The sequence below is a fragment of the Pseudoalteromonas ardens genome (assembly GCF_030125445.1).
Lineage (GTDB): Bacteria > Pseudomonadota > Gammaproteobacteria > Enterobacterales > Alteromonadaceae > Pseudoalteromonas > Pseudoalteromonas ardens.
This window is the reverse complement of record NZ_JASJUV010000007.1, coordinates 98,772-118,956: the sequence shown is the minus strand read 5'-3', so window position 1 is coordinate 118,956 and position 20,185 is coordinate 98,772. Positions and strand designations below refer to the sequence as shown.

Genomic DNA, 20,185 nt, shown 5'->3' with positions numbered 1-20,185 from the left:
GCTTATTAAAACCACAATCATGATCACATTAAAAACCCAAAAAAGAAACAAAAATTAAACATTTATTAATTTTTTATGACTTGACGCAAAACTCTATAAGTAAATAGCCTAAGCAATTACTTCTTGTATAATTTTTCTTATCCATACATTTTTTTCATTCGCACTGCGCTTGCTCAACCACAACATAGCAATATCGAAGTCTGGTACAGGCAGCGGCGGCTCAAAGTACCTCAGCCCGGCATCCTCACACGCCAGCTGAGCCATTTTTAGCGGTACAATGGCCACTAACCGCCGCTGGCTGAGCAAGCGTTGTATGGTCAGGAAGTTGCGACTGGCGACCGTCACCCGGCGTGTCAGACCTGCCCTGGCAAGCAACTGGTCGACCTGAGTTGTTAAGCGACCATCCGGGCTCACCAGAGCATGCTCCGTCTGTGCAAACGTAGCCATACACATGGGGAGCTCTGTGGTAAATACCGCCGGGTCCACCAGACAAACGTGACGCTCAGTGTACAAAACCTGACTGCTAAACGTCTGATCAGGTTCAGTGATACTGCCAATGACCAAATCCAGTTTCTCCTGTTCGGTCAGTGTCATGTAGTTACTGCGATTCACGTTTACAAAACTTACTTGTGCCTGAGGCGCGGCGGTGCGAATACGGTCGTATATCAAAGGCGCAAAATTTAGCTCAGCATAATCCGTCAGGCCAATGCGGCATACGCCTTCATACTGCTCAGGTATAAAGTGCTTTTTGTGCAGCAAGCCATCCGAGACTGTATCCAGCAACTGCTCAATTAAAGGCGCTATCTGATGGGCGTACTCTGTCGGCTCCATGGTATGCCCTTTACGCTCAAACAACTCGTCATCCAGCAGACGTCTCAGTCGTGCCAGAGCATGGCTCATCGCTGATTGGCTGACACAGCCCTGCTCAGCCGCGATGCTGACGCTGCGACAGCGGTATAAATAAGCAAAGGCCACGAGTAGATTCAAGTCTACCTGCCGCCATGGCACATCACTAAAACTCACAGTCCAATCCCATATTATTCATAGATAAAATCAAAACTATTAATTTGAATCATTCTATGTCATTTTTTACTCTAGCGGCAATTGTGATAACAGAGCGCGCATTGTTATGTTTGCTATTTTTAAAACCTTCTTTTTACTTGGCTGGATAAGCTTTGGTGGTCCGGCAGCACACATAGGTTACTTCCGCCAAACCTTTGTGGAAAAACGCAAATGGCTGGATGACGCCGATTATGCTCAGCTGGTTGCGCTGAGTCAGTTTTTGCCCGGCCCCGGTTCAAGTCAGGTCGGATTCGCTCTGGGCTACAAACGCGGTGGACTGAGTGGTGGCTGCGCAGCCTTCATCGGCTTTACGCTACCGTCAGTCATTATCATGGTACTGCTGGCGCTTATGGCCAGCCAGGTGACCGATACCAGTGTGTTTCAAAATCTGGTGCACGGGCTTAAGCTACTTGCCATTGTGGTTGTCGCCGACGCCGCCTGGGGGATGTACAAGAACTTTTGTAAAAGCTCCCTCACTGTCGGCGTGTGTATTATCACGGCCATCGCCCTGCTGTTAATCCCGGGTATCTTTACGCAAATGGCGGTGCTGTTGCTGGCAGCCCTGATCGGCGTCTTTTACCTGCGCGGTAGTGCCCAAAAGGTGCACTCCAGTGCCACTTTCAAAGCAAGCTGGCTGCCTTTGGTGGTGTTTGCAAGCTTATTTATTGCCCTGCCTTTTGTCGCCCACCTGAGTCCCTCAGCGGCCCTGTTTAATGATTTTTACCAGGCTGGCAGCCTGGTGTTTGGCGGCGGTCATGTAGTGCTGCCGCTGCTGCAAAATATTGTCGGCGACACCCTCAGTCAGGATGCCTTTTTGACTGGATATGCCGCTGCTCAGGCAGTGCCCGGCCCGATGTTTACGTTTGCCACTTATCTTGGCTACGCATTAATGCCAGCAAATCCCGTCACAGGTGCATTGGTGGCGACTTTAGCCGTATTTCTGCCTGGCTTTTTGTTACTACTGGGCGTGCTCAAGAACTGGCAACTACTCGCCAACCGACCCGCAGTGGCAGGTGCGCTGAGTGGCGTCAATGCTGCTGTGGTTGGCTTGCTGGTGGCTGCACTGTATCAACCCGTCTTTACCAGTGCAGTAACTTCAGCACAAGATATTGCCCTGATTCTGGTCGGCTTTTATCTGTTAAAACACCTCAAGCTGCACATCGTCTGGCTGGTCGTCACCTTTATGGTAGCCGGGGTCGCTCAGGGGTTCCTCTGATATCATTTAACGTGGTGGTCTGTGGACCACCCGTATTCGCTTATCACCCTATCTCAGTAAGATCCCCCTTTTCAGGTTGAACTATCTCGTGTCTGCAACTAGCTTTTAAACGCATGATTGCAAACGCTCTGTGACTCTCTCAATTCTTTTACCGAGGTAGGTGTATGGAAAGCTTCTTAGAAAAAATCGATATCAATCAATATTTACCTGTCGCCGTTGACTGGGCAACCAACCTGGTACTGGCATTATTAATACTGATCATTGGCATCTGGCTGGCGGGCAAGGCTTATAAAGCGGTTGTCTCTGTGGCGAATCGCTATGACAAGCTCGATGATACTTTGTTTAAATTTTTTGGCAGTGTTGCCAAGTACACAGTGTTGGCCTTTGTCGGCATCGCAGTGCTCAATCGGTTTGGTGTCCAAACCGCCTCGATCATTGCTTTGCTCGGTGCCGCCGGGCTTGCGGTAGGGCTGGCACTGCAAGGTACCCTGTCCAACCTTGCGGCAGGCGTCATGCTGTTAATTTTCCGCCCCTACAAAGTCAATGACTTTATCGACACAGCAGGACAATTTGGCAAAGTGACAGAAATTGATATGTTTACAACCATATTGCAAACCTTCGACAACCAACAAATTGTTATTCCTAACAGCCATATCTGGGGCAGTAAAATCGTTAATCACTCACATCATGCAATTCGGGGTGTCGATATGCGTTTTGGCGTTGCTTACAATGAAAACACGGATGAGGCCAGGGCTGTGATCCAATCCGTGTTGCAGGCACATCCCCATATTTTGTCGGATCCGGCTCCGTTTGTAGAGGTGGAGTCGCTCAATAACAGCTCAGTGGACTTTTTAGTCAGACCATTTTGCGACGGCGCACATTATTTTGATGTGCTTTACTCCGTGCCTGAGCAAGTGAAAAAAGCCCTCGATGAAGCCAATATAGAGATCCCCTTCCCTCATCGTAAGGTGATTCTGGTCAACGAAAGCGACGCCTGACTTTGCTAAGTATGGATCAGCCTGTTGACGGGCTGCTCCATATACAACCGTATCTCACGCACAAACTTGGGGGCCCTGTTATTCCTTGTCTATAGTGTGTATAGATAATCCACTACATACCAGGATGTGATATGGCGCTCTTCGGCTTTTCAAGAACAAAAACAACAGAACCACAAATCACCCTACCGCAAACATTGCCTTGGCTAAAGCTCGACCGACACGGTAATATTCTCGCCACCAGCGAGGCTTTTAATACCGCACTGGCATTTTCGAGCAGCGCACCACCCAAGACATTGTCAGCACTGTGCAATCGTCACAGCGACTACCAGACGTTACATAACGCGCTGCAAAAACGTCAACATAGCAGCGCGCAAGTCTGCACCATGCACAATGTCGAGGGCACAGAGTTTCACGTCTCAGTACAATTGTGTCCGCTGGATGAATCACACAGCTTTGCCGTGATCCACGATGTGACAGCGCAGTATCAACCTTTGGTGGACGCCTCCTCAGCCACACAGGCCTTGTCAAACGCCCAAGCTTGGGCAGAGCTGGACCTGCGAGGCACGGTATTGAATGCCAACGAGCATTTCCTATCCCTGGTGGATGCCACAAGACAGCAGTTGGTTAATCAGCACTATCAGCAATTTGTGGTCAATGAACAGCTCAATGCCGCTTGCTGGGAAGCGCTTTGTGAAGGCCAGACGCTTGAGTGTGACCTTAAATGGCAAACTTCGGAGCAAACATTTGCCTGGCTGCATGCCAAACTGGTTCCGGTGCCGGATCCACACCAACGCACAGCTAAAGTCTTGTTGTTAGCCAGCGATATCTCTAAGCAAAAACATATGACAATCAATCTCAACAGTCAGATTGACGGGATCCGCAATGCCCAGGCAGTTATCGAGTTTACCCTCGATGGCACGATAGTAACGGCCAATCAAAATTTTCTTGATGTGATGGGTTATCAGCTTGAAGAGATCCAGGGTCAGCACCATCGCCTGTTTGTCACTACAAAAGAAGCTGCCAGTGATGAGTATGCGGCATTCTGGCGGGCTTTAGGCCGAGGTGAACTTCAATCTGGCGAGTTTAAACGGGTCAACAAACACGGGGAAGCGGTCTGGATCCAGGCGCACTATACCCCCTTGTATGACGAGAATGGTCGGCTCTGGAAAATCATGAAGTTCGCCTCTGACATAACCGCAGATAAACTGAATGCCTTTGAGGCACAAGGACAAATCGAGGCAATCAATCGCTCTCAGGCGGTGATCCAATTCAATTTAGACGGGACCATTTTAGACGCCAACGACAACTTTTTGAGTGCCATGGGTTATAGCAAAGAGGAAATCATCGGCCAGCACCACAGGCTGTTTGTTGAGCCCAATTATGCTCAAAGTGAGGAATATCAGCAGTTTTGGCAAGATCTGAAGAATGGCCATTTCCATTCCGGTGAATTTTTTCGACTAGGCAAACATGCCAAACCTATCTGGATCAGTGCAACTTATAACCTGATCCGTGATGATGAGGGCAACCCGCTGAAAGTGGTTAAATACGCCATGGATATCACCCATCAGAAACAAATCACAGCGGATCTGGAAGGGCAAGTACAGGCCATTCATAAATCTCAGGCGGTCATTGAATTTGAAATGGACGGTACCATACTGTGGGCCAATGACCTGTTCTTAGCAACCATGGGCTATACACTCGATGAAGTCAAAGGCCAGCATCACCGCATGTTTGCCACCCCGGAGCAGGCTCAGAGCAACGAATATCAACAATTCTGGGCACAGCTCAATCGTGGCGAATTTGACTCGGGGCAGTATATGCGGATAGCCAAAAATGGCCAGGAAATCTGGATCCAGGCAACCTATAACCCAATCCTGGATCAACATGGCCGCCCAGTCAAAGTGGTGAAATATGCCACAGATATCACCGCACAAAAGCAGGCTGTGCAACATATCAAAAACGCCATTTTTGCACTTGAGCAAGGCGATTTAACCCACCGGATCACCGCTGAACTGGGAGAGGACTTCTCAGTGCTAACCCAAGCAATGAATGGCCTGTTCGACAAGCTCAGCGAGCTGGTTCAGACCATTAATAACGGGGCGGCTCAGGTGTTTGATATCGCCCGGCAAATCGCCTCCAATAATGAAGAGCTCAATAGCCGGGTAGAAAGCCAGGCAGCCAGCCTGGAACAAACGGCCGCCACAATGGAGCAACTTACAGCGACGGTGAAAAATAACGCGATCAGCGCAACCACAGCGTCAGAACGAGCAGCGGTTGTGCGTGAAAAAGCACTCAGTGGTAAACAAACCATTGAAGATGCCATCAATGCGGTTGGCAATATTGAAAGCTATAGCAGAAAAATCTCCGACATCGTTGGCGTGATTGATGAAATTGCCTTTCAAACTAACCTGTTAGCACTCAATGCCTCGGTTGAGGCCGCCAGAGCGGGCGAAGCTGGCAGAGGGTTTGCCGTGGTCGCCAGTGAAGTGCGTAATCTGGCACAACGCAGCGCCAGCGCAGCCAAAGAGATTAAAGCCCTCATCAAGAACAGTGTTGACGCCGTTACCGAAGGAAGCAAGCTGGTTTATGATTCCGGCACGACTTTCGATGAGTTGACGCAATCGATTACACAAGTCAGTGACATGGTCTCGAACATTGACGATGCCAGCAAAGAGCAAGCATCAGGCATTGCCGCGGTATGCTCGACCATTGCACAAATGGATGGCATTACTCAGCAAAATGTCTCCCTGGTCGAAACTACGTCAAAGTCGGGCAAAACCATGGAGAGTCAGGCCCGGGTGTTGACCGATCAGGTTGCCTTTTTCAACCTCGAAGACAGCCGCTTGTCTTAGCGGCTGTTCGGTTGATACTCACGAATAAAACTGTATTCAAATTTGCCCGTATTGAGTTCAGCGCAAACGGGCTCAAAGCCGTAGCTACGAATGCTGTCAATTTCTGCGCTGATGGGAGACTCATCGCTCAGCTGAGACAAGCCGTTAATTAGCGTCAACGCCTGGTCTTTATCATAACGACAACCAAACTCAATGGTTTTAAACAGCTTGGCATAGTCATCGCCAAGCTCTGCCGCCTGTTCAATTTGCTGACTTCCTTGACTCCCCCCGTTGATGATGCCCAGAATAAACAAAGCACGGGGTTCAGCCCTTTGCTCTGTCAAATGGATCAGGATGGTTTTCGCCTTGAACTCAGAGTGCACAAACTGGCCCTTATTTCTGCCATATTCGTCTATCCGGTAACCGCTAAAATAAGCGTAGGCATAATGCAACGCTTGTCTGGTTGAGAGGGCCTTAAGACCCTGAGGCGTAACGTCAATTTCGTTTTTCTGAGCGCGCAGTGCTCGCTGTTGCTGCTGTTCGTCTAGCTCCTGTGCAATCAATAACTGCTCCGCTGTCGTCACACCATATATTGCCATCAGACTGGTGGCCAGCGAGGTGATCAGTAAAACAGGTAACACAATAAACCAACGGTTTTTCAGCTTCTTTCGACTTGCATGCTGCTGTTTTTCCGCGAGCTCAAAAAAAGCCCGGTGCTCAGAAAACGGTACCTTTTTACGTGCCAGAAACACACTGGACCAAACGCCAATGGCATATAAAATACCCAATACCATCAGCCAGGTATCGTTACTGACGATTAATTCCAGTGCCAGGGCCAGAAAAACCAGCCAGGCATGCAGTACAAAGGCAATAACACCAAATACTTTCTGATAGCCCCGACCGTGTAATCGGATCACTAAACCGACCAGCACGCCACTCACGGCGAGCATCAAGGGGCCAAAGTCTGCGTTTAATGTAAAAGCACCAAACCAGGCAAATAAAATGGGAAACACCCACAATCCACCAGCAATCGCTGCACCCAGCGCATTTTGTTTATTGAGCCGGTGCTCAACTTTGGCTAACTCGTCACAAGGAACCTGCATCTGACTTTCCTGTTTTTATTATTGTTTTGTTTTTTATTGTCATATCAGCATAAAGCATTGGCTTGTGTGAACACTTCACACTTTGGCCGCAAAGAGCGGCAGATGCATAAAATCAAAACGACCCGACACATCTGACCAGCACTTGGTTAGTGCGCTTTCTTCGGCCCCTGACGGACAAGGTCCTTACCATTATCAAACACTTCTTGCGTCACCCAGCGGCCCAGGATCAACTGATGGTTATCATCCAATACAGCAACAAATGGCCGACCATTACTATTATTCGTCGCCAGTGCCACTCCTGCTGCGTTATTCAGACCTAACCCACCACTTTCTACCAGCTGTAAAAACGCTTCCAGTTCGTCCAGTGTGCTGATCAATTCTTTATCGTCAATCATGTTTCGTACTCAGTTGTCGCTAAAAGCGTGTAGCATATCAGGTCTGTCACTGTCTGCACCAGCATTGGCATGGAGATCTTCGTCACTCCTGTTTCGTGACGTCATCGCTACCCTGCCCACCCCTGTGTTCGGCTTGCATGGCTGCTTTGATGGCCTCCTCAGTCTGAATGAACAGCTTACGAAAATCATGATCATATTGCTGGCCATCGCTACCATGTTGCCAGGTATCGTAGAGCTGCTCGGATGCAGCCTGCTCGGTTTCCCAGAAGGCTTGTTTTTTCTGCGCCGCAGTGTCTGGCGCAAAGCCCAGACAGGTAAGCGCCTGTGCCCCCAAATCGAGCGCAGAATGATACGTTTCACTGACAATCACATCCGCGCCGGCATGTTTCAGTTCGTAGTGATGACCTCGGTCAAATGCTCTGGCCAACACAGTCACCCCGGGATGACTATGCTTGACCGACTGCACCAGTGCCTTCGCACTTTCTCTGTCATCAATGGCAACAACCAGCAAGGCAGCTTGCTCAATACCCGCGGTATGCAGCAATTCAGGTCGTGTGGCATCACCAAAGTAGGCCTTAACCTGAATGCGGCGCATTGACTCCACCTGGGTTGCATCCAGGTCCATCACCACAGTGTGCACGCCATTGGCGATGAGTAAACGATTAACAATTTGCCCAAAACGACCAATGCCTGCGATGATCACCTGCCCATGTTCATCAATCTCATCATACTCCTGTTGATTGGCCGTATGTTGATAGCGAGGCAAAATCACTTTGTCGTAAAGAATAAACAAAGTCGGTGTCAGAAACATAGACAACGCCACAACTAGCTGCAACAAGCTCACCGTGTCGGGTGGGATGACATGGTTTTGCAACGCGTAGCTTAACAACACAAAACCAAATTCCCCGGCCTGAGATAAACTCAGCGCAAACAACCAGCGATCGCTATTATGGATTTTAAACATCATAGCGAGCCCCCAAAGTACTGCGGCTTTTACCAACATCACGGTCAGTGTCAAACTCAGGATCAAAAGTAAGTGCTCAGAGAGTATGGCAAAATTGATCCCAGCCCCCACAGTAATGAAAAACAGCCCTAGCAACAGACCTTTAAAAGGCTCAATATTTGATTCAAGCTCATGACGGAATTCGCTGTTCGCCAGTACTACCCCGGCCAGAAAAGTCCCCAGTGCCGGAGACAGCCCAACCAGACTCATCAAAGTAGCGATGCCAATCACAAGCAATAAGGCGGTTGCGACAAAGATTTCCCGTAGTCCGGAGTTAGCAACATAATGGAACAAAGGACGACTCAGATAATGACCTATCACAACCACACCGGCGATACTGGCAAAAATAGCCCCCGCGTAGGCCCAGGCTGGCAAACCTGCAACCAGGCTCAATGATTCATGATGTTCCGCTGTGGTTTGCAGTGCTTGCGCTGCACTCATTAACTCAGGTAAAGCCAAAACAGGGATAAATGCCAGTATGGGTATCACAGCGATGTCCTGCATCAGTAATACAGAAAACGCATTTTGCCCGCCTTCGGTTTTCGTCAGACCTTTCTCGTTCAATGTTTGCAACACAATGGCGGTCGACGACAAAGAGAAGAGCAGACCGATTGCCACCGCAATGGAAAGAGGCTGACCCAATAGCCAGGCAATAAAGGCAAGCAACAGAGCACTTGCAACCACCTGCAAGCCGCCCAGCCCGAGCAACCTGTGACGCATTTTCCACAGCATCTGAGGGTGTAGCTCAAGCCCCACCAGAAACAACATCATCACCACCCCGAACTCAGCAAAATGTTGTATTGTCACCGTTTCCTTGCCGACAACACCTGCCACAGGGCCGATCAGCACACCGGCTATCAGGTAACCCAATACAGAGCCAAGCCCCAGGCGTTTTGCCAGTGGCACCATCACCACTGCCGCGGCCAGATAGATAAAAGCCTGAATAAAATAGCCGGTCATGCTAGGACGTCCTCCGTGGTTAAACGCTGCACCACCGGGCAACGACCGAGGCCATTACAGGGTGACTGCTGTTGAAGTGATTTCATACTAAAACATCTCTATGTTGCGCGCAGATCTTTTACACTTTAGTACGAAACGGATGACTGTGCCGACGGCACACTGCATTTGCACTTGTTCATATAATCACAGCCGTGTCTTATATTCGCTATCGCTCACTGAATAATAGTAAGACATCCAGTCATATAGCTTTTTGCCACCTAACCTGCTGCATCAGTATTCTCCCGGGGCGTTTGATGCTAACCTGTTCACAGTCGCAGCTTTAAGGATAAACGTTATGCACACTTCCCCTCGTTTTCACTACATAGATAACTTGCGTAGCCTGGCACTTTTACTGGGCGTGGTGTTCCATGCAGCGCTGGCCTATGGCCCTTACTTCTCAAACATCTGGTTTACCGCCGATCCGAGCAAACATGTCGCTTTTGAGTACTTTGCTATCTGGTCGCACTTATTCAGAATGCCGTTGTTTTTCGCCATCGCCGGGTTTTGCGCTGCACTGCTGATCAGTAAACGCGGGGGTAATGCCTTTATCAGCAATCGCCTCAAACGCGTTTTTTTACCCTTTGTGATATTTTTTCCGCTGACCATGTTGGTGTTAATTCATGCGCTTGGCTGGGGCGCAGAAATCGTCCATGAAAAACCGGGCCTGTTTACCATTTTTCAGTCCGTCGACGAACCGCTCATCTCCACCATGCACTTGTGGTTTCTATGGAACCTGACCCAGTTCTGCTGCATCATCTGGTTATTGCAAAAATATACTCAGGTTTATCAATCCATACTCGCCTTTGTCGTGCGCCCTCTGTTTTTAGGAGTAGCTTTGCCGGTATTGCTTACGCTTGCCATGCACCAGCAACTGGTGCCATTCCCGGCGCCCGATAAGCTGTATCCGCAACTCTGGTCCTACGGGTTTTATGGTATCCTGTTTTTAATCGGTGCCGGGCTCTATCATCATCATACCCGGGTAGAACAGTACGCCAGATACTTTACGCCTTTACTGATACTGGCTTGTGTGTCATTACTGCCTTACTTTTACCTGATGGACCCTCCCCCCTCGATAGAAACCATCATTCGGGCAGCGAATACCGGAGACATGACACCAGAGCACATCAATCTCTACGCCGTGCTCGCACAATCGGTTGCCATCGTTAGCTGGACCGGTGTTGCCTTCCTGGCCGGATATAAATGGCTCAATCAATACAGTCAGCTGAACAAGTATATGTCCGACGCGTCTTACTGGATTTACCTCATTCATGTACCGGTACTGATGTACATCCAGTTTCCACTGAGCAATACCACGCTGCCATTATTACTTAAGCTCGTCATTTCGGTCACCACCACCCTGGCTATCGGTTTGGTAAGTTATCAGTTATTGGTCAGACACACCTGGATAGGCGTTTTGTTAAATGGCAAAAAAGCAAAACCAAGCACCTCCCCTCAACGTGCTGAATCTGCTTCTTAGGTGTATTTTGGGTCGGTACCCTGAAAACGGGCTGTCTGTTTCCTTTATCGCTCCGTTAACAAAAGAAACATCGGGTCCGAACAATTAGGAGGAGTCGCCCTCCTCCTTCCTTACTCACCAATGCAAATAGACGAGTTCATTATCGGGTCCTTCCCATTTTGTGGATCAATACACAAGTTGCAACGAATAAAGCGTTGGGTATCCAGAGCACATCTATTCTCCTCCATGTAGATAATAAAAGACCTTTTTTAGACAGTACCAAGCGAACCCATGGCATACAGGCACCCCCGAAATAAAAAACAAACTATTGATTAAATTACTTATTTTATATATCTAAACGCTAATTGGTATGAGCAGGCCCATTCGAACGACCGAACATCCTCTTCACGGCACACTTGAAAGCATATTCACCGTTACGAGGCCATCACAATGGACAAAATACTTAATACGACTTCTGGAACAGAAGCAATAAAAGAGGCAAGCGCAGCCACATCGCACAAAGGTATATCAACGCACACTGCTGGCAAGACGCTCAGTTACACTGCCATATTCTGGTTTATTTCCGTGTTACTCGGGCAATGGTTTTTCTTTTACTACATCATTAAGTTCTACGGGTTTTCCGTGATCAATGACAATATGGAAATTTGGAACCGCTGGGAGGTTATGGGTGCAACCCCTTACCATGTGGGAGACTTTGCCGGTAACCTGGCATTTGCAGCGCACACAATCGGCGCAGGCATCGTCGCGTTCGGCGGCGTATTTCAACTTATTCCTAAGATGCGCAGCCGCTTCCCTACTTTCCATAAAATCAATGGCTACGTCTATCTGCTTACCGTTATTCTGTTGGCTTTCTCAGGGTATTACCTGGTGTGGTTCAGAGACGCCAGCCCGATCGAACTGGGCGACATAGGCACCAGTATCAATGGCTCTTTGATCCTGCTGTTCTCTTATTTAACGGTACGCAGCGCGATTAAAAAAGACATCGCGAGCCACAGAAAGTGGGCTATCTGCTTGTTTCTTGTATCAAATGCGCAATGGTTCCTGAGAGTGGGCGTGTTCAGCTATCTGGTCACCGGTACCACCCTGGGTCTTAATCCCGCGTTTGGTGACCCGTTTTTCCCAATGTGGACTTTTGGCTGCTTTTTAATCCCGCTACTGACCGCTAAGGTCTACTTTTATGCACAACAAAGCCGCAATGCACAGGTGAAGCTGGCGATTAGCATCATCTTATGTGCACTCACACTGCTTATGCTGATCGGTATTATGGGATATACGCCATTTCTGCTATCCGTTATGTCTGAAGATCCTATCTCCTTCTGATCCCTCAGCACTGACACAATCACAAAAAAGCAGGGCGATGGTATCATCGCCCTGCTTTGCGTTAATAAAGCCTGTTTAAACGTGGTTATAACTGATTGACATCAACACGCAAAGTATCCAAATGTGCGCTAATGGCTGGATTAACCTTGTTAGAAGTGCCGCCACCCAGGTGTTTAGCAAAAAAGCGCTCCATTGCCACAATAGAGGCCAGTTTATTGTTTTGCTTCATAAACCCATGCCCTTCGTCTTTTGCCAGAATATATTCGAGCGGGTGATTTTTAGCGGCCAGCGCTCTGGCAATATTATCCGATTCAACCTGTGTCACACGCGGGTCGTTTGCCCCCTGTACCAGCATCAAAGGCGCTTTGATTTGGTCAACGAAGTTAATCGGTGAACGTGATTCCATGTCTGCTCTGTCCTTTGCAATCTCAGGGTCGCCTACTGCGACATACCAGGTCCCCAGATAAGGGCGGTAGTGTGCCGGGAAAGACTCCATCAAAGTCACCAGGCTGGATGGTCCAACATAAGAAATCACCGCTTTATATACGTCTGGTGTAAATGTCGCACCAGCCAGTGCTGCATAGCCGCCGTAGGAGGCTCCCATAATACCCACGCGTTGTTTATCCGCAATGCCCTGCTCTATCAGGTAATTTACACCATCCGTCAAATCGTGCTGCATGGTGCCTGTGCCCCAGTTTTTCTCGCCCAGCTGAATAAAGCGCTTACCGAATCCCAATGAGCCACGGAAGTTAGGTTGCAGCACGGCATAGCCGCGGTTAGCAAAATAATGCGCCACAGGAACAAAATAACCGCTGCTGTAGCCCCACTGATCTCGCGCCCATGGACCGCCATGTGGCAACACTATAGTTGGCAGGTTCTTATTCAGGTTTTTAGGTAAAGTCAGATATGCCTGGATTTCAACACCATCTGATGCCGTATAAGTAATAGACTTTCGGTCTCCCAACAGCTTAGGGTCAAACTCTGGTGCCTCATTCAACAGGCCTGTCAGCTTATCCTGAGTCGGATAATACGCATATTTTTGATCCGGGCGGTCAGCAAAAGACACCGTTAGCAACCACTGATCTTCCTTATGGTTTATTTTATCTACTTTTAATTCAATATCTTGTGAGAAACGATTGTGTATCTGTTGTAACGCTTTAGCCGCGGTGTCGGTCAGTGGGTAATTACGCAGCTTACCCCCATAGTAAGATACGATCAGTGGCTGCCCTTGCTCGTCAAACACAACATGGTGCAGATCAGAACTTTGCTGGGGATCAAGGTGGACCGTCTCTGTCGACTTAGTCGCTAAATCCACTTTAATCAGTTCCTGTTTATCGCGTCCTTCAATACTGCCTGCAATAAAAGCGGTATTGGTTTGCTCATCAAAGCTGATGATTTCCAGGATCTCTCCCGGTTCAGTGGTCATCACCTTGAGCCAGCGCCCGTCTGTGAATGTGTACATGCTTGTGGAATTATCAGCATTGAGCGCCAACCCAAGCGCCACCTGACCCGCTTTATTCAGCTGTGTCTCAAACAGGCTCACACTGTTAGTCTGAGTTTGCGTCAGTTCGCCCTGATCCACCGTCAGGTGAAAGTAATCAATGCGCTCCGGTGTCACGTGATTGGCGGCGACAGCCAAAATATTTGCATCCTGCTCAGACTGTCCCAACAGAATGTAATCGACCTCATCATTATGAGTGAGTCGCGTCGTAGTGCTGGCTGTCAGATCTGTGCTATTCAGCGCCAGTTTATAAATCTGGCTATTTTCATTGCCCTGATGATCCTTAGAAAACAAGATCTCGTTGCGATTGGCAGACCAGATAAAACTGTCAACCGAATCGATGAGGTTAGTCACAGGTACGGGTATCGCATCAGACTTATCGGCAGCCACCACAAACAGGTTATGTGCGCCGTTGTGCATTTTCAGAAATGCGATCCACTGGCCATCCTTTGACATCGCAATCGACTTTTTCTCACTGGTACTGAATAAACTCTCTACATCCACAAATGCCGAAACATGCTGAACCGACTCTGCCTCGCTCACTGGCTGCTTGTCGCTCAGCGTACAGCCTGACAACACAGCCATAGTACCCAGTACGGTACTCAGTGCAACACTCAACGCTAATCTGGTTACTGTGCTTTTATTTTTCATCATGTCACTCCTTCTCTTTGTTGAAAATATCATTACACGGATTTTTATTATTGTAAAACGATAATTTGTTTTCTTTTTTCAGAAAATAGTTTCTGTGTGATATGATTCTCATCAAGAACAACATAGAAACAAGGGATCTTTATGGTCAAATCGACAGACAAAATTCAGCGCTGGTGCGGCACCTTCCGCGCTGTGGTGCTGGGTATCAGTGGCTTGGTATTTTCGTTTCTTATTTATCACCTGATCATCAATGGTCAGGTCCGGTATATCGAAAGCGAATCATTCAATTTATTGTGGGAAAGTGAGCAAGTCAGTCACGGCATGTTATTTAGTCTCACTCTCCCCTTGCTGGCTGGGATGCTACTCAGTGTGTACTGGATAATCAGGCTATTAAAACTCTTTAGTGGCGGACAGTTTTTTCATAACGACTGCTACACCTGCTATCAGGGATTTATCTGGACAAAAATTGCCTTGGTCCTCTATTCGTGTGGCCTGAATTTTTTTCTGGATTATTGGTATCACACGCTCTACCACTCAAACCAGGTGGTGCTGAAAATCCCTTTTGGTGAGCTCACGACGCTCGGACTCTTCGCTGTGGTGGCCTATCTGCTTAAAGCAGCAAAAGAAATCGAAGATGAAAACAAGGAGTTCATTTAGGCTATGGAGATTGTTGTGAACTTAGATGTAGTGATGGCAATGCGCAAAGTGTCATCCAAAGAGCTGGCCAAAGCCATAGGGATCACCGAAGCAAATTTGTCTTTGCTCAAACGCGGTAAGGTGAAGGGGGTGCGCTTTGAAACACTGGCACAGATCTGTCGATATTTAGACTGTCAGCCCGGCGACCTGTTGGCCTTTAAACCAGACGACGCGTGATTATTTAACAGGGTTGCAGGCCGCTGCAACCCTGTTTTATGCGTGGGCCTTAAAATTGCGCCACAAACTGCAAGCTGGTTTCTTCACCAGCATCACGATCTATGTATTCAGCTCTCAGGTAGTAGCTGTCGTTAAAGAAGTACTTACCTTCCAGTGCTAAATCAGAGTCATAAGAGCCTACGCCTACAGCAATATTACGGTTAAAGTAATAGTTTACCAAAGCATTGGTATACGACTCATCGGTGTATCCTAAATCGACCTCATGATGAGATACATCCACGCTGATATAGCGCTCTGCATCCAGATGCATAAAGTAACGGCCAGAAACCGTGTAATTATCCATCTCATCATCTGTATCAATGGTTACACCCAAATAGTCGGTGTCATTGAGCTGATGATTGTACTCGGCTTTTAACCAGGTGCTGTCAGCGCCCAGGTCTGACTCATTGCGACGAACGCTCAGTTTCAGCGTGTCGTTGTACAGATACCCAATCCCGTATGTGTAGTGGTCATCCATTTCACCCAGGTCACTCACCCGACCAATCACAAACACTTCTTTGTTGAAGTAACCTTCACCCGCAAAAGCGAAACGGTCCACATATTCGTCGTTGTAATAACCCAGCGCAACATTACTATCCGTATCCAGATAGCCATAGTCATCCCAAACGCCTGAGCTTTGCTGCGGAGCAAAGAAATAACGGCTGCTAATCATCAACGCATCGTTATCATACGCACGGTCCTGATCGGTATACGTGACGCTGTTAAACCATTGCTTAGTCTCGGTAGCGTGGGCTGATGTGGCGGTGATGACGGCAAGTGCCGCAAGTGTGAATAGCTTTTTCATAAAAAAACCTTTATTTCCATATAGTAAAGCAGTATTGCTCACCACTGTAGTGAGCGCGGCGCATCATATAGAAGCGAAACTGAATGCGCAATGACTTTCTCAGGTTTTACCGAATTTCGCTTTACAGGTAATATGTTAGCCCGACGCGCTGAGCAAACTGAATTTTATATATGACGATAGTAATCATTGAAGACGAGCCCGCCATTGCCGATACGCTGGTCCACATTCTTGAAATGGACGGGTTCGACGTGCACTGGTTTACAACCGCCGGGGCTGGCTGCGAGTACTTACAGCAACACCCTGCCGATCTGTTGATCCTGGATGTTGGCTTGCCGGATGGAAACGGCTTTGACGTGTGCAAACAGCTACGTCAGTATTCCGCTATTCCGATCATCTTCCTCACGGCACGCAGCGATGAAATTGATCGTGTGGTTGGCTTAGAAATTGGCGCGGACGATTATGTCACCAAACCCTTCAGCCCCAGAGAAATGCTCGCCCGGGTCAAACTCAGACTCAAAAAACTACATCCGCCTCTGACGAGTGTAGCGACGGAGCAAGCACCCAAGTGGCAGGCCAAGAACTTTGATTATTACTACAAAGGGGCGGCACTTGGGCTGACAGCATTGGAGTTCAAACTGCTTGATGCACTTATCACCCATACACCGCGTGTTCTGAGCAGAGCCCAGCTACTGGATGCAACCCAAGCACCGTCTGATTGCGGTTATGAGCGCAATATCGACAGCCATATCAAAGCCATTCGGGTCAAAATGAAGCGCTATGACTGTGCAGAGTCGTTAAAAACCAAGCGAGGGTTTGGTTACTATTTCGAGGATATAGCGTGAAAGCGCGACACTGGCCACGTATTCCGCTGGGGCTGAGATTCTTCATGCTCTATCTGATATTGGTTTTGCTGACGACTTACGTGATCAGCAATACGATGCTCAGAGAGATTAAGCCAACCATACGTCAGGCAACCGAAGAAACCCTGGTCGATATGGCCAACCTGCTCGCCGTTGTCGTAGCAGAAGATCTGGCTCAGGGTACCACCAGCAACAGCCGTCTGGTTGAACTGATGAAGGTATATGGACAGCGAGAAGTCGATGCCGCAATTTGGGGAATTGAAAAGACCAACATGTCACACCGCATTTATCTCACGGATCATCGCGGTATTGTGGTTGCTGATTCCTGGCAGCAAGATGTCGGTACTGACTTTTCGCAATGGAACGACGTATACCTGACTTTGCGCGGAGAATACGGTGCCCGCTCCAGTGCCACCGACCCTGATGATCCCCTGTCAACGGTTATGCATGTCGCCGCCCCGGTGATTTACCAGGATCAGATCATCGGCAGTCTCACCGTTGCCAAAGCAAACCGCTCGGTTCAGCCATTTATCGAGCACAGCCAGCAACGCATAGTGAAATGGCTCGCTCTGCTGAGCTTACTTGCACTTCTGATAGGCGCACTCATTGCCTGGCGGATCAATTCAGCGGTGAGTAAACTCGCTGACTACGCAAGAAAAATGGGCCAGGGCGAGCAAGCTGATAAACCCCAGTTCAGGGTCTTTTACGAGTATCGTCAACTCAGTGATGCCTTAGAACAAATGCGTAATCAACTCGATGGCAAAGTTTATATAGAACAATATGTTGAAACTTTAACGCATGAATTAAAAAGTCCACTGTCTGGGATCAAAGGGGCCAGCGAGCTATTACAGATGCCGTTAAGTGATGATAAACGTCATCAGTTTGCACACAATATCGAGCGCGAAACCCAGCGGATGCAACAGCTGATCGACAGGCTTCTTGAATTAGCCCGGTTGGAACAATTGCCCACGCTGAATACCCGACAATTGGTGTCAGTTGCACCTCTGCTTCACCAATGTGAGCAAATCCTGGCCCATCGGGTACTGCAAAAATCGGTTACCTTCACCACGACACAGGCGCGGATATCAGCGGTCAATGGCGATCCCTTTCTGTTACAACAAGCGCTCCTTAATTTGCTGGAAAATGCTCTGGACTTTGTTCCCTCACACGGAGATATCAGCCTGTCTGTCACCTCTGCCGGCAACACATGTTCGTTCAGCATCTACAACACCGGCCCGGCAATCCCAGACTATGCGCTGCCCAGATTATGTGAGCGATTTTACTCCTTGCCTCGTGCCAACGGCGCAAAGAGCACCGGACTGGGTCTCAATTTTGTGGAGCGGGTTGCCAAACTGCACCAAGGTAAGTTGACCATCAACAACCGCGCGCAAGGCGTGGAAGCCACACTCACCATTAAAACTCCATAGAGTCTCCACATATCCCCCATTCTGACACCAATTATCTCGGTTAACCTGTCGACAAATCAGGCCTAACCGAGATACTTATGACACAACAAATTACCGAAAAGACAGGGATCAAATTAGCCATCATCGCCGCAATCATTTTATTGCTGATGATCCCCATCGCCATGATCACCGACTTGATCGACGAGCGCTCCGCCACTGAGCACACTGTACAACAGGAAATTGCCCGCAGCACCAGCGGTACTCAATCTCTTATTGCCCCCTTTATCTACGCTGAGTATGAGGTATCCACAGAAGTCGATGGCGTACATACGCGCATAAAGCACCAGCGCACCTTTCTCCCCAAGCAATTGACAGTAAAGGGATCGCTCGACACGTTCGAAAAGTACCGCAGCATATACAAGGCACAGCTATATCGTGCAGACTTGGCGCTCACCGGTCACTTTGACCCCCAACAACTGAGTGACTTGGCTGACCTCACACCAACCCGGGTCGCCATGGTGTTAGGCGTCAGCGATATTCGGGGCATTGGCCTGAACACCCAGATTTCACTCAACGGACAAACCCACTCACTGGTTCCCGGCACCACATTAAGTTCTATAGAAGAAGGCGTGCACATTACGCTGCCCATCGCAACATTGCGCGATAACGCTTTGGCGTTTGATATTCAATTAGATTTGCAGGGGATGACTTCATTGTCGATCGCCCCTTTGGGCGCTCGAACTGAGGTATCATTAGACGCCAACTGGCCACACCCCAGCTTTCAGGGAGAATATCTGCCCGTTCACTCTGAGATCACTGACACACACTTTAGCGCCAGCTGGCAGACCAGCTACTTTGCCACCAATATGAAAGAGCTATTTTCGCGTTGTATTTTTAAGCATCAGTGCGAGCAGTTAGAAGCACGCAATATGGGCGTGCGCCTCGTGGAGCCGGTTGACCATTACCTGAAAAGTCATCGTGCCACAAACTATGCACTGTTGGTGATTATTTTAGTGATATCGAGTTTCTTTCTGCTGGAACTCAGTAAAACCAAAGCCATCCACCCGGTACAATACGGGTTTGTCGGGCTGTCATTAGCGGTCTTTTATCTGTTGCTGATTTCTCTGAGCGAACATCTGGGTTTTGCCTGGGCCTATGCGCTATCGGCACTGGCAGCCATCCTGCTGTTGGTCAGCTACATTTGGGGGATACTGCAAAGCGCGAAACTCAGTGCGGCTTATCTCATTGCTTTAAGTGCCCTGTATGCCATGCTCTACGCCATGTTAAGCGCCGAACATTATGCACTACTGCTGGGTAGCCTGTTGTGCTTCACGGTACTCGCGGCGGTTATGCTGGCGACCCGACACGTCAACTGGTACGGCACAACGCAGGCTAACGCTGGACAACCCCCAGCTCAACAAGGCAACTCGCCCGCCCAATAATCACCAGGGGTGTTGCAGATTTAGTCCGATATCTTTGGCTTGCCATCAGTTAACACCACTGTTATCTGATGGCCCGCACATATGAGAGCGCAATCACAGCGAAAATTTACAAAACAACCTATTGATAAAAAACAAAAAATACGTGATTTCTCGTAAAAACTCAAAGGTCCATAAAGTACAGCAGCTTGATCACGCCACGGCAGA

The 20,185-nt window shown here is 48.6% G+C and carries 16 protein-coding genes; 10 read left to right on the top strand and 6 right to left on the bottom strand.

What is annotated here, in order from left to right; genetic code table 11:
• Positions 1-108 precede the first annotated feature (108 nt).
• Positions 109-987 (bottom strand): LysR family transcriptional regulator, encoded by an 879-nt coding sequence (locus QNM19_RS19110; RefSeq protein ID WP_284027099.1) that lies wholly within the window; start codon positions 985-987, stop codon positions 109-111.
• A 142-nt stretch (positions 988-1,129) separates the two neighbouring features.
• Here QNM19_RS19110 and chrA point away from each other — a divergent pair, with 142 nt between their 5' ends.
• The 3 genes from chrA (at position 1,130) to QNM19_RS19095 (ending at position 6,128) form a co-directional block, all read left to right on the top strand.
• Positions 1,130-2,278, top strand: a complete 1,149-nt coding sequence (gene chrA, locus QNM19_RS19105; protein ID WP_049863622.1) for a chromate efflux transporter — start codon at positions 1,130-1,132, stop codon at positions 2,276-2,278.
• A gap of 164 nt (positions 2,279-2,442) precedes the next feature.
• A complete protein-coding gene (locus tag QNM19_RS19100) occupies positions 2,443-3,276 on the top strand; it encodes a mechanosensitive ion channel family protein (RefSeq protein ID WP_010384161.1) in 834 nt (277 codons plus the stop codon).
• Positions 3,277-3,407: 131 nt separating this feature from the next.
• Complete coding sequence (locus QNM19_RS19095; RefSeq protein ID WP_049863621.1) at positions 3,408-6,128, top strand: methyl-accepting chemotaxis protein; 2,721 nt, start codon at positions 3,408-3,410, stop codon at positions 6,126-6,128.
• Here QNM19_RS19095 and QNM19_RS19090 read toward each other — a convergent pair.
• The 3 genes from QNM19_RS19090 to QNM19_RS19080 all read right to left on the bottom strand — a co-directional run bounded on the left by QNM19_RS19090 (position 6,125) and on the right by QNM19_RS19080 (position 9,568).
• Positions 6,125-7,210, bottom strand: coding sequence for a hypothetical protein (locus QNM19_RS19090; RefSeq protein WP_049863620.1), 1,086 nt, complete (start codon positions 7,208-7,210; stop codon positions 6,125-6,127). The two genes, QNM19_RS19095 and QNM19_RS19090, sit on opposite strands and share 4 nt — an antisense overlap.
• Before the next feature lie 146 nt (positions 7,211-7,356).
• A complete protein-coding gene (locus QNM19_RS19085; protein WP_010384156.1) occupies positions 7,357-7,605 on the bottom strand; it encodes a hypothetical protein in 249 nt (82 codons plus the stop codon).
• Between the two features lie 82 nt (positions 7,606-7,687).
• Positions 7,688-9,568 (bottom strand): monovalent cation:proton antiporter-2 (CPA2) family protein, encoded by a 1,881-nt coding sequence (locus QNM19_RS19080; RefSeq protein ID WP_284027098.1) that lies wholly within the window; start codon positions 9,566-9,568, stop codon positions 7,688-7,690.
• Between the two features lie 334 nt (positions 9,569-9,902).
• Between QNM19_RS19080 and QNM19_RS19075 the strand changes: the two genes are divergently transcribed.
• Together QNM19_RS19075 and QNM19_RS19070 are read left to right on the top strand one after the other, a co-directional pair.
• Entirely contained in the window at positions 9,903-11,084 is a 1,182-nt protein-coding gene (locus QNM19_RS19075; protein ID WP_049863619.1) for an acyltransferase family protein, read from the top strand.
• A gap of 429 nt (positions 11,085-11,513) precedes the next feature.
• A complete protein-coding gene (locus QNM19_RS19070; protein WP_049863618.1) occupies positions 11,514-12,404 on the top strand; it encodes a DUF2306 domain-containing protein in 891 nt (296 codons plus the stop codon).
• Positions 12,405-12,489: 85 nt separating this feature from the next.
• Here the strand turns inward: QNM19_RS19070 and QNM19_RS19065 are convergent, their stop codons facing one another.
• Entirely contained in the window at positions 12,490-14,559 is a 2,070-nt protein-coding gene (locus QNM19_RS19065; protein WP_284027097.1) for a S9 family peptidase, read from the bottom strand.
• Between the two features lie 138 nt (positions 14,560-14,697).
• Between QNM19_RS19065 and QNM19_RS19060 the strand changes: the two genes are divergently transcribed.
• Both QNM19_RS19060 and QNM19_RS19055 read left to right on the top strand, forming a co-directional pair.
• Positions 14,698-15,213: a hypothetical protein gene (locus tag QNM19_RS19060; RefSeq protein WP_049866587.1), complete on the top strand. Its 516-nt coding sequence runs from the start codon at positions 14,698-14,700 to the stop codon at positions 15,211-15,213.
• 3 nt (positions 15,214-15,216) lie between these two features.
• The gene (locus tag QNM19_RS19055; protein ID WP_049866514.1) at positions 15,217-15,429 is read left to right on the top strand and encodes a helix-turn-helix domain-containing protein; all 213 of its coding nucleotides are present in this window, start codon (positions 15,217-15,219) and stop codon (positions 15,427-15,429) included.
• Between the two features lie 49 nt (positions 15,430-15,478).
• Here QNM19_RS19055 and QNM19_RS19050 read toward each other — a convergent pair whose 3' ends face one another.
• On the bottom strand, positions 15,479-16,273 hold the full coding sequence (locus tag QNM19_RS19050) for a putative porin (protein ID WP_049866513.1): 795 nt from the start codon (positions 16,271-16,273) through the stop codon (positions 15,479-15,481).
• Positions 16,274-16,443: 170 nt separating this feature from the next.
• On the opposite strand from QNM19_RS19050, the gene QNM19_RS19045 reads away from it, so the two are divergent.
• The 3 genes from QNM19_RS19045 to creD all read left to right on the top strand — a co-directional run bounded on the left by QNM19_RS19045 (position 16,444) and on the right by creD (position 19,981).
• Positions 16,444-17,115, top strand: a complete 672-nt coding sequence (locus QNM19_RS19045; RefSeq protein WP_284027096.1) for a response regulator — start codon at positions 16,444-16,446, stop codon at positions 17,113-17,115.
• Positions 17,112-18,560: a two-component system sensor histidine kinase CreC gene (gene creC / locus QNM19_RS19040; RefSeq protein ID WP_082225514.1), complete on the top strand. Its 1,449-nt coding sequence runs from the start codon at positions 17,112-17,114 to the stop codon at positions 18,558-18,560. Before QNM19_RS19045 ends, creC begins: the two co-directional genes overlap by 4 nt.
• A gap of 77 nt (positions 18,561-18,637) precedes the next feature.
• The gene (gene creD, locus QNM19_RS19035; RefSeq protein WP_049865480.1) at positions 18,638-19,981 is read left to right on the top strand and encodes a cell envelope integrity protein CreD; all 1,344 of its coding nucleotides are present in this window, start codon (positions 18,638-18,640) and stop codon (positions 19,979-19,981) included.
• Positions 19,982-20,185 lie beyond the last annotated feature (204 nt).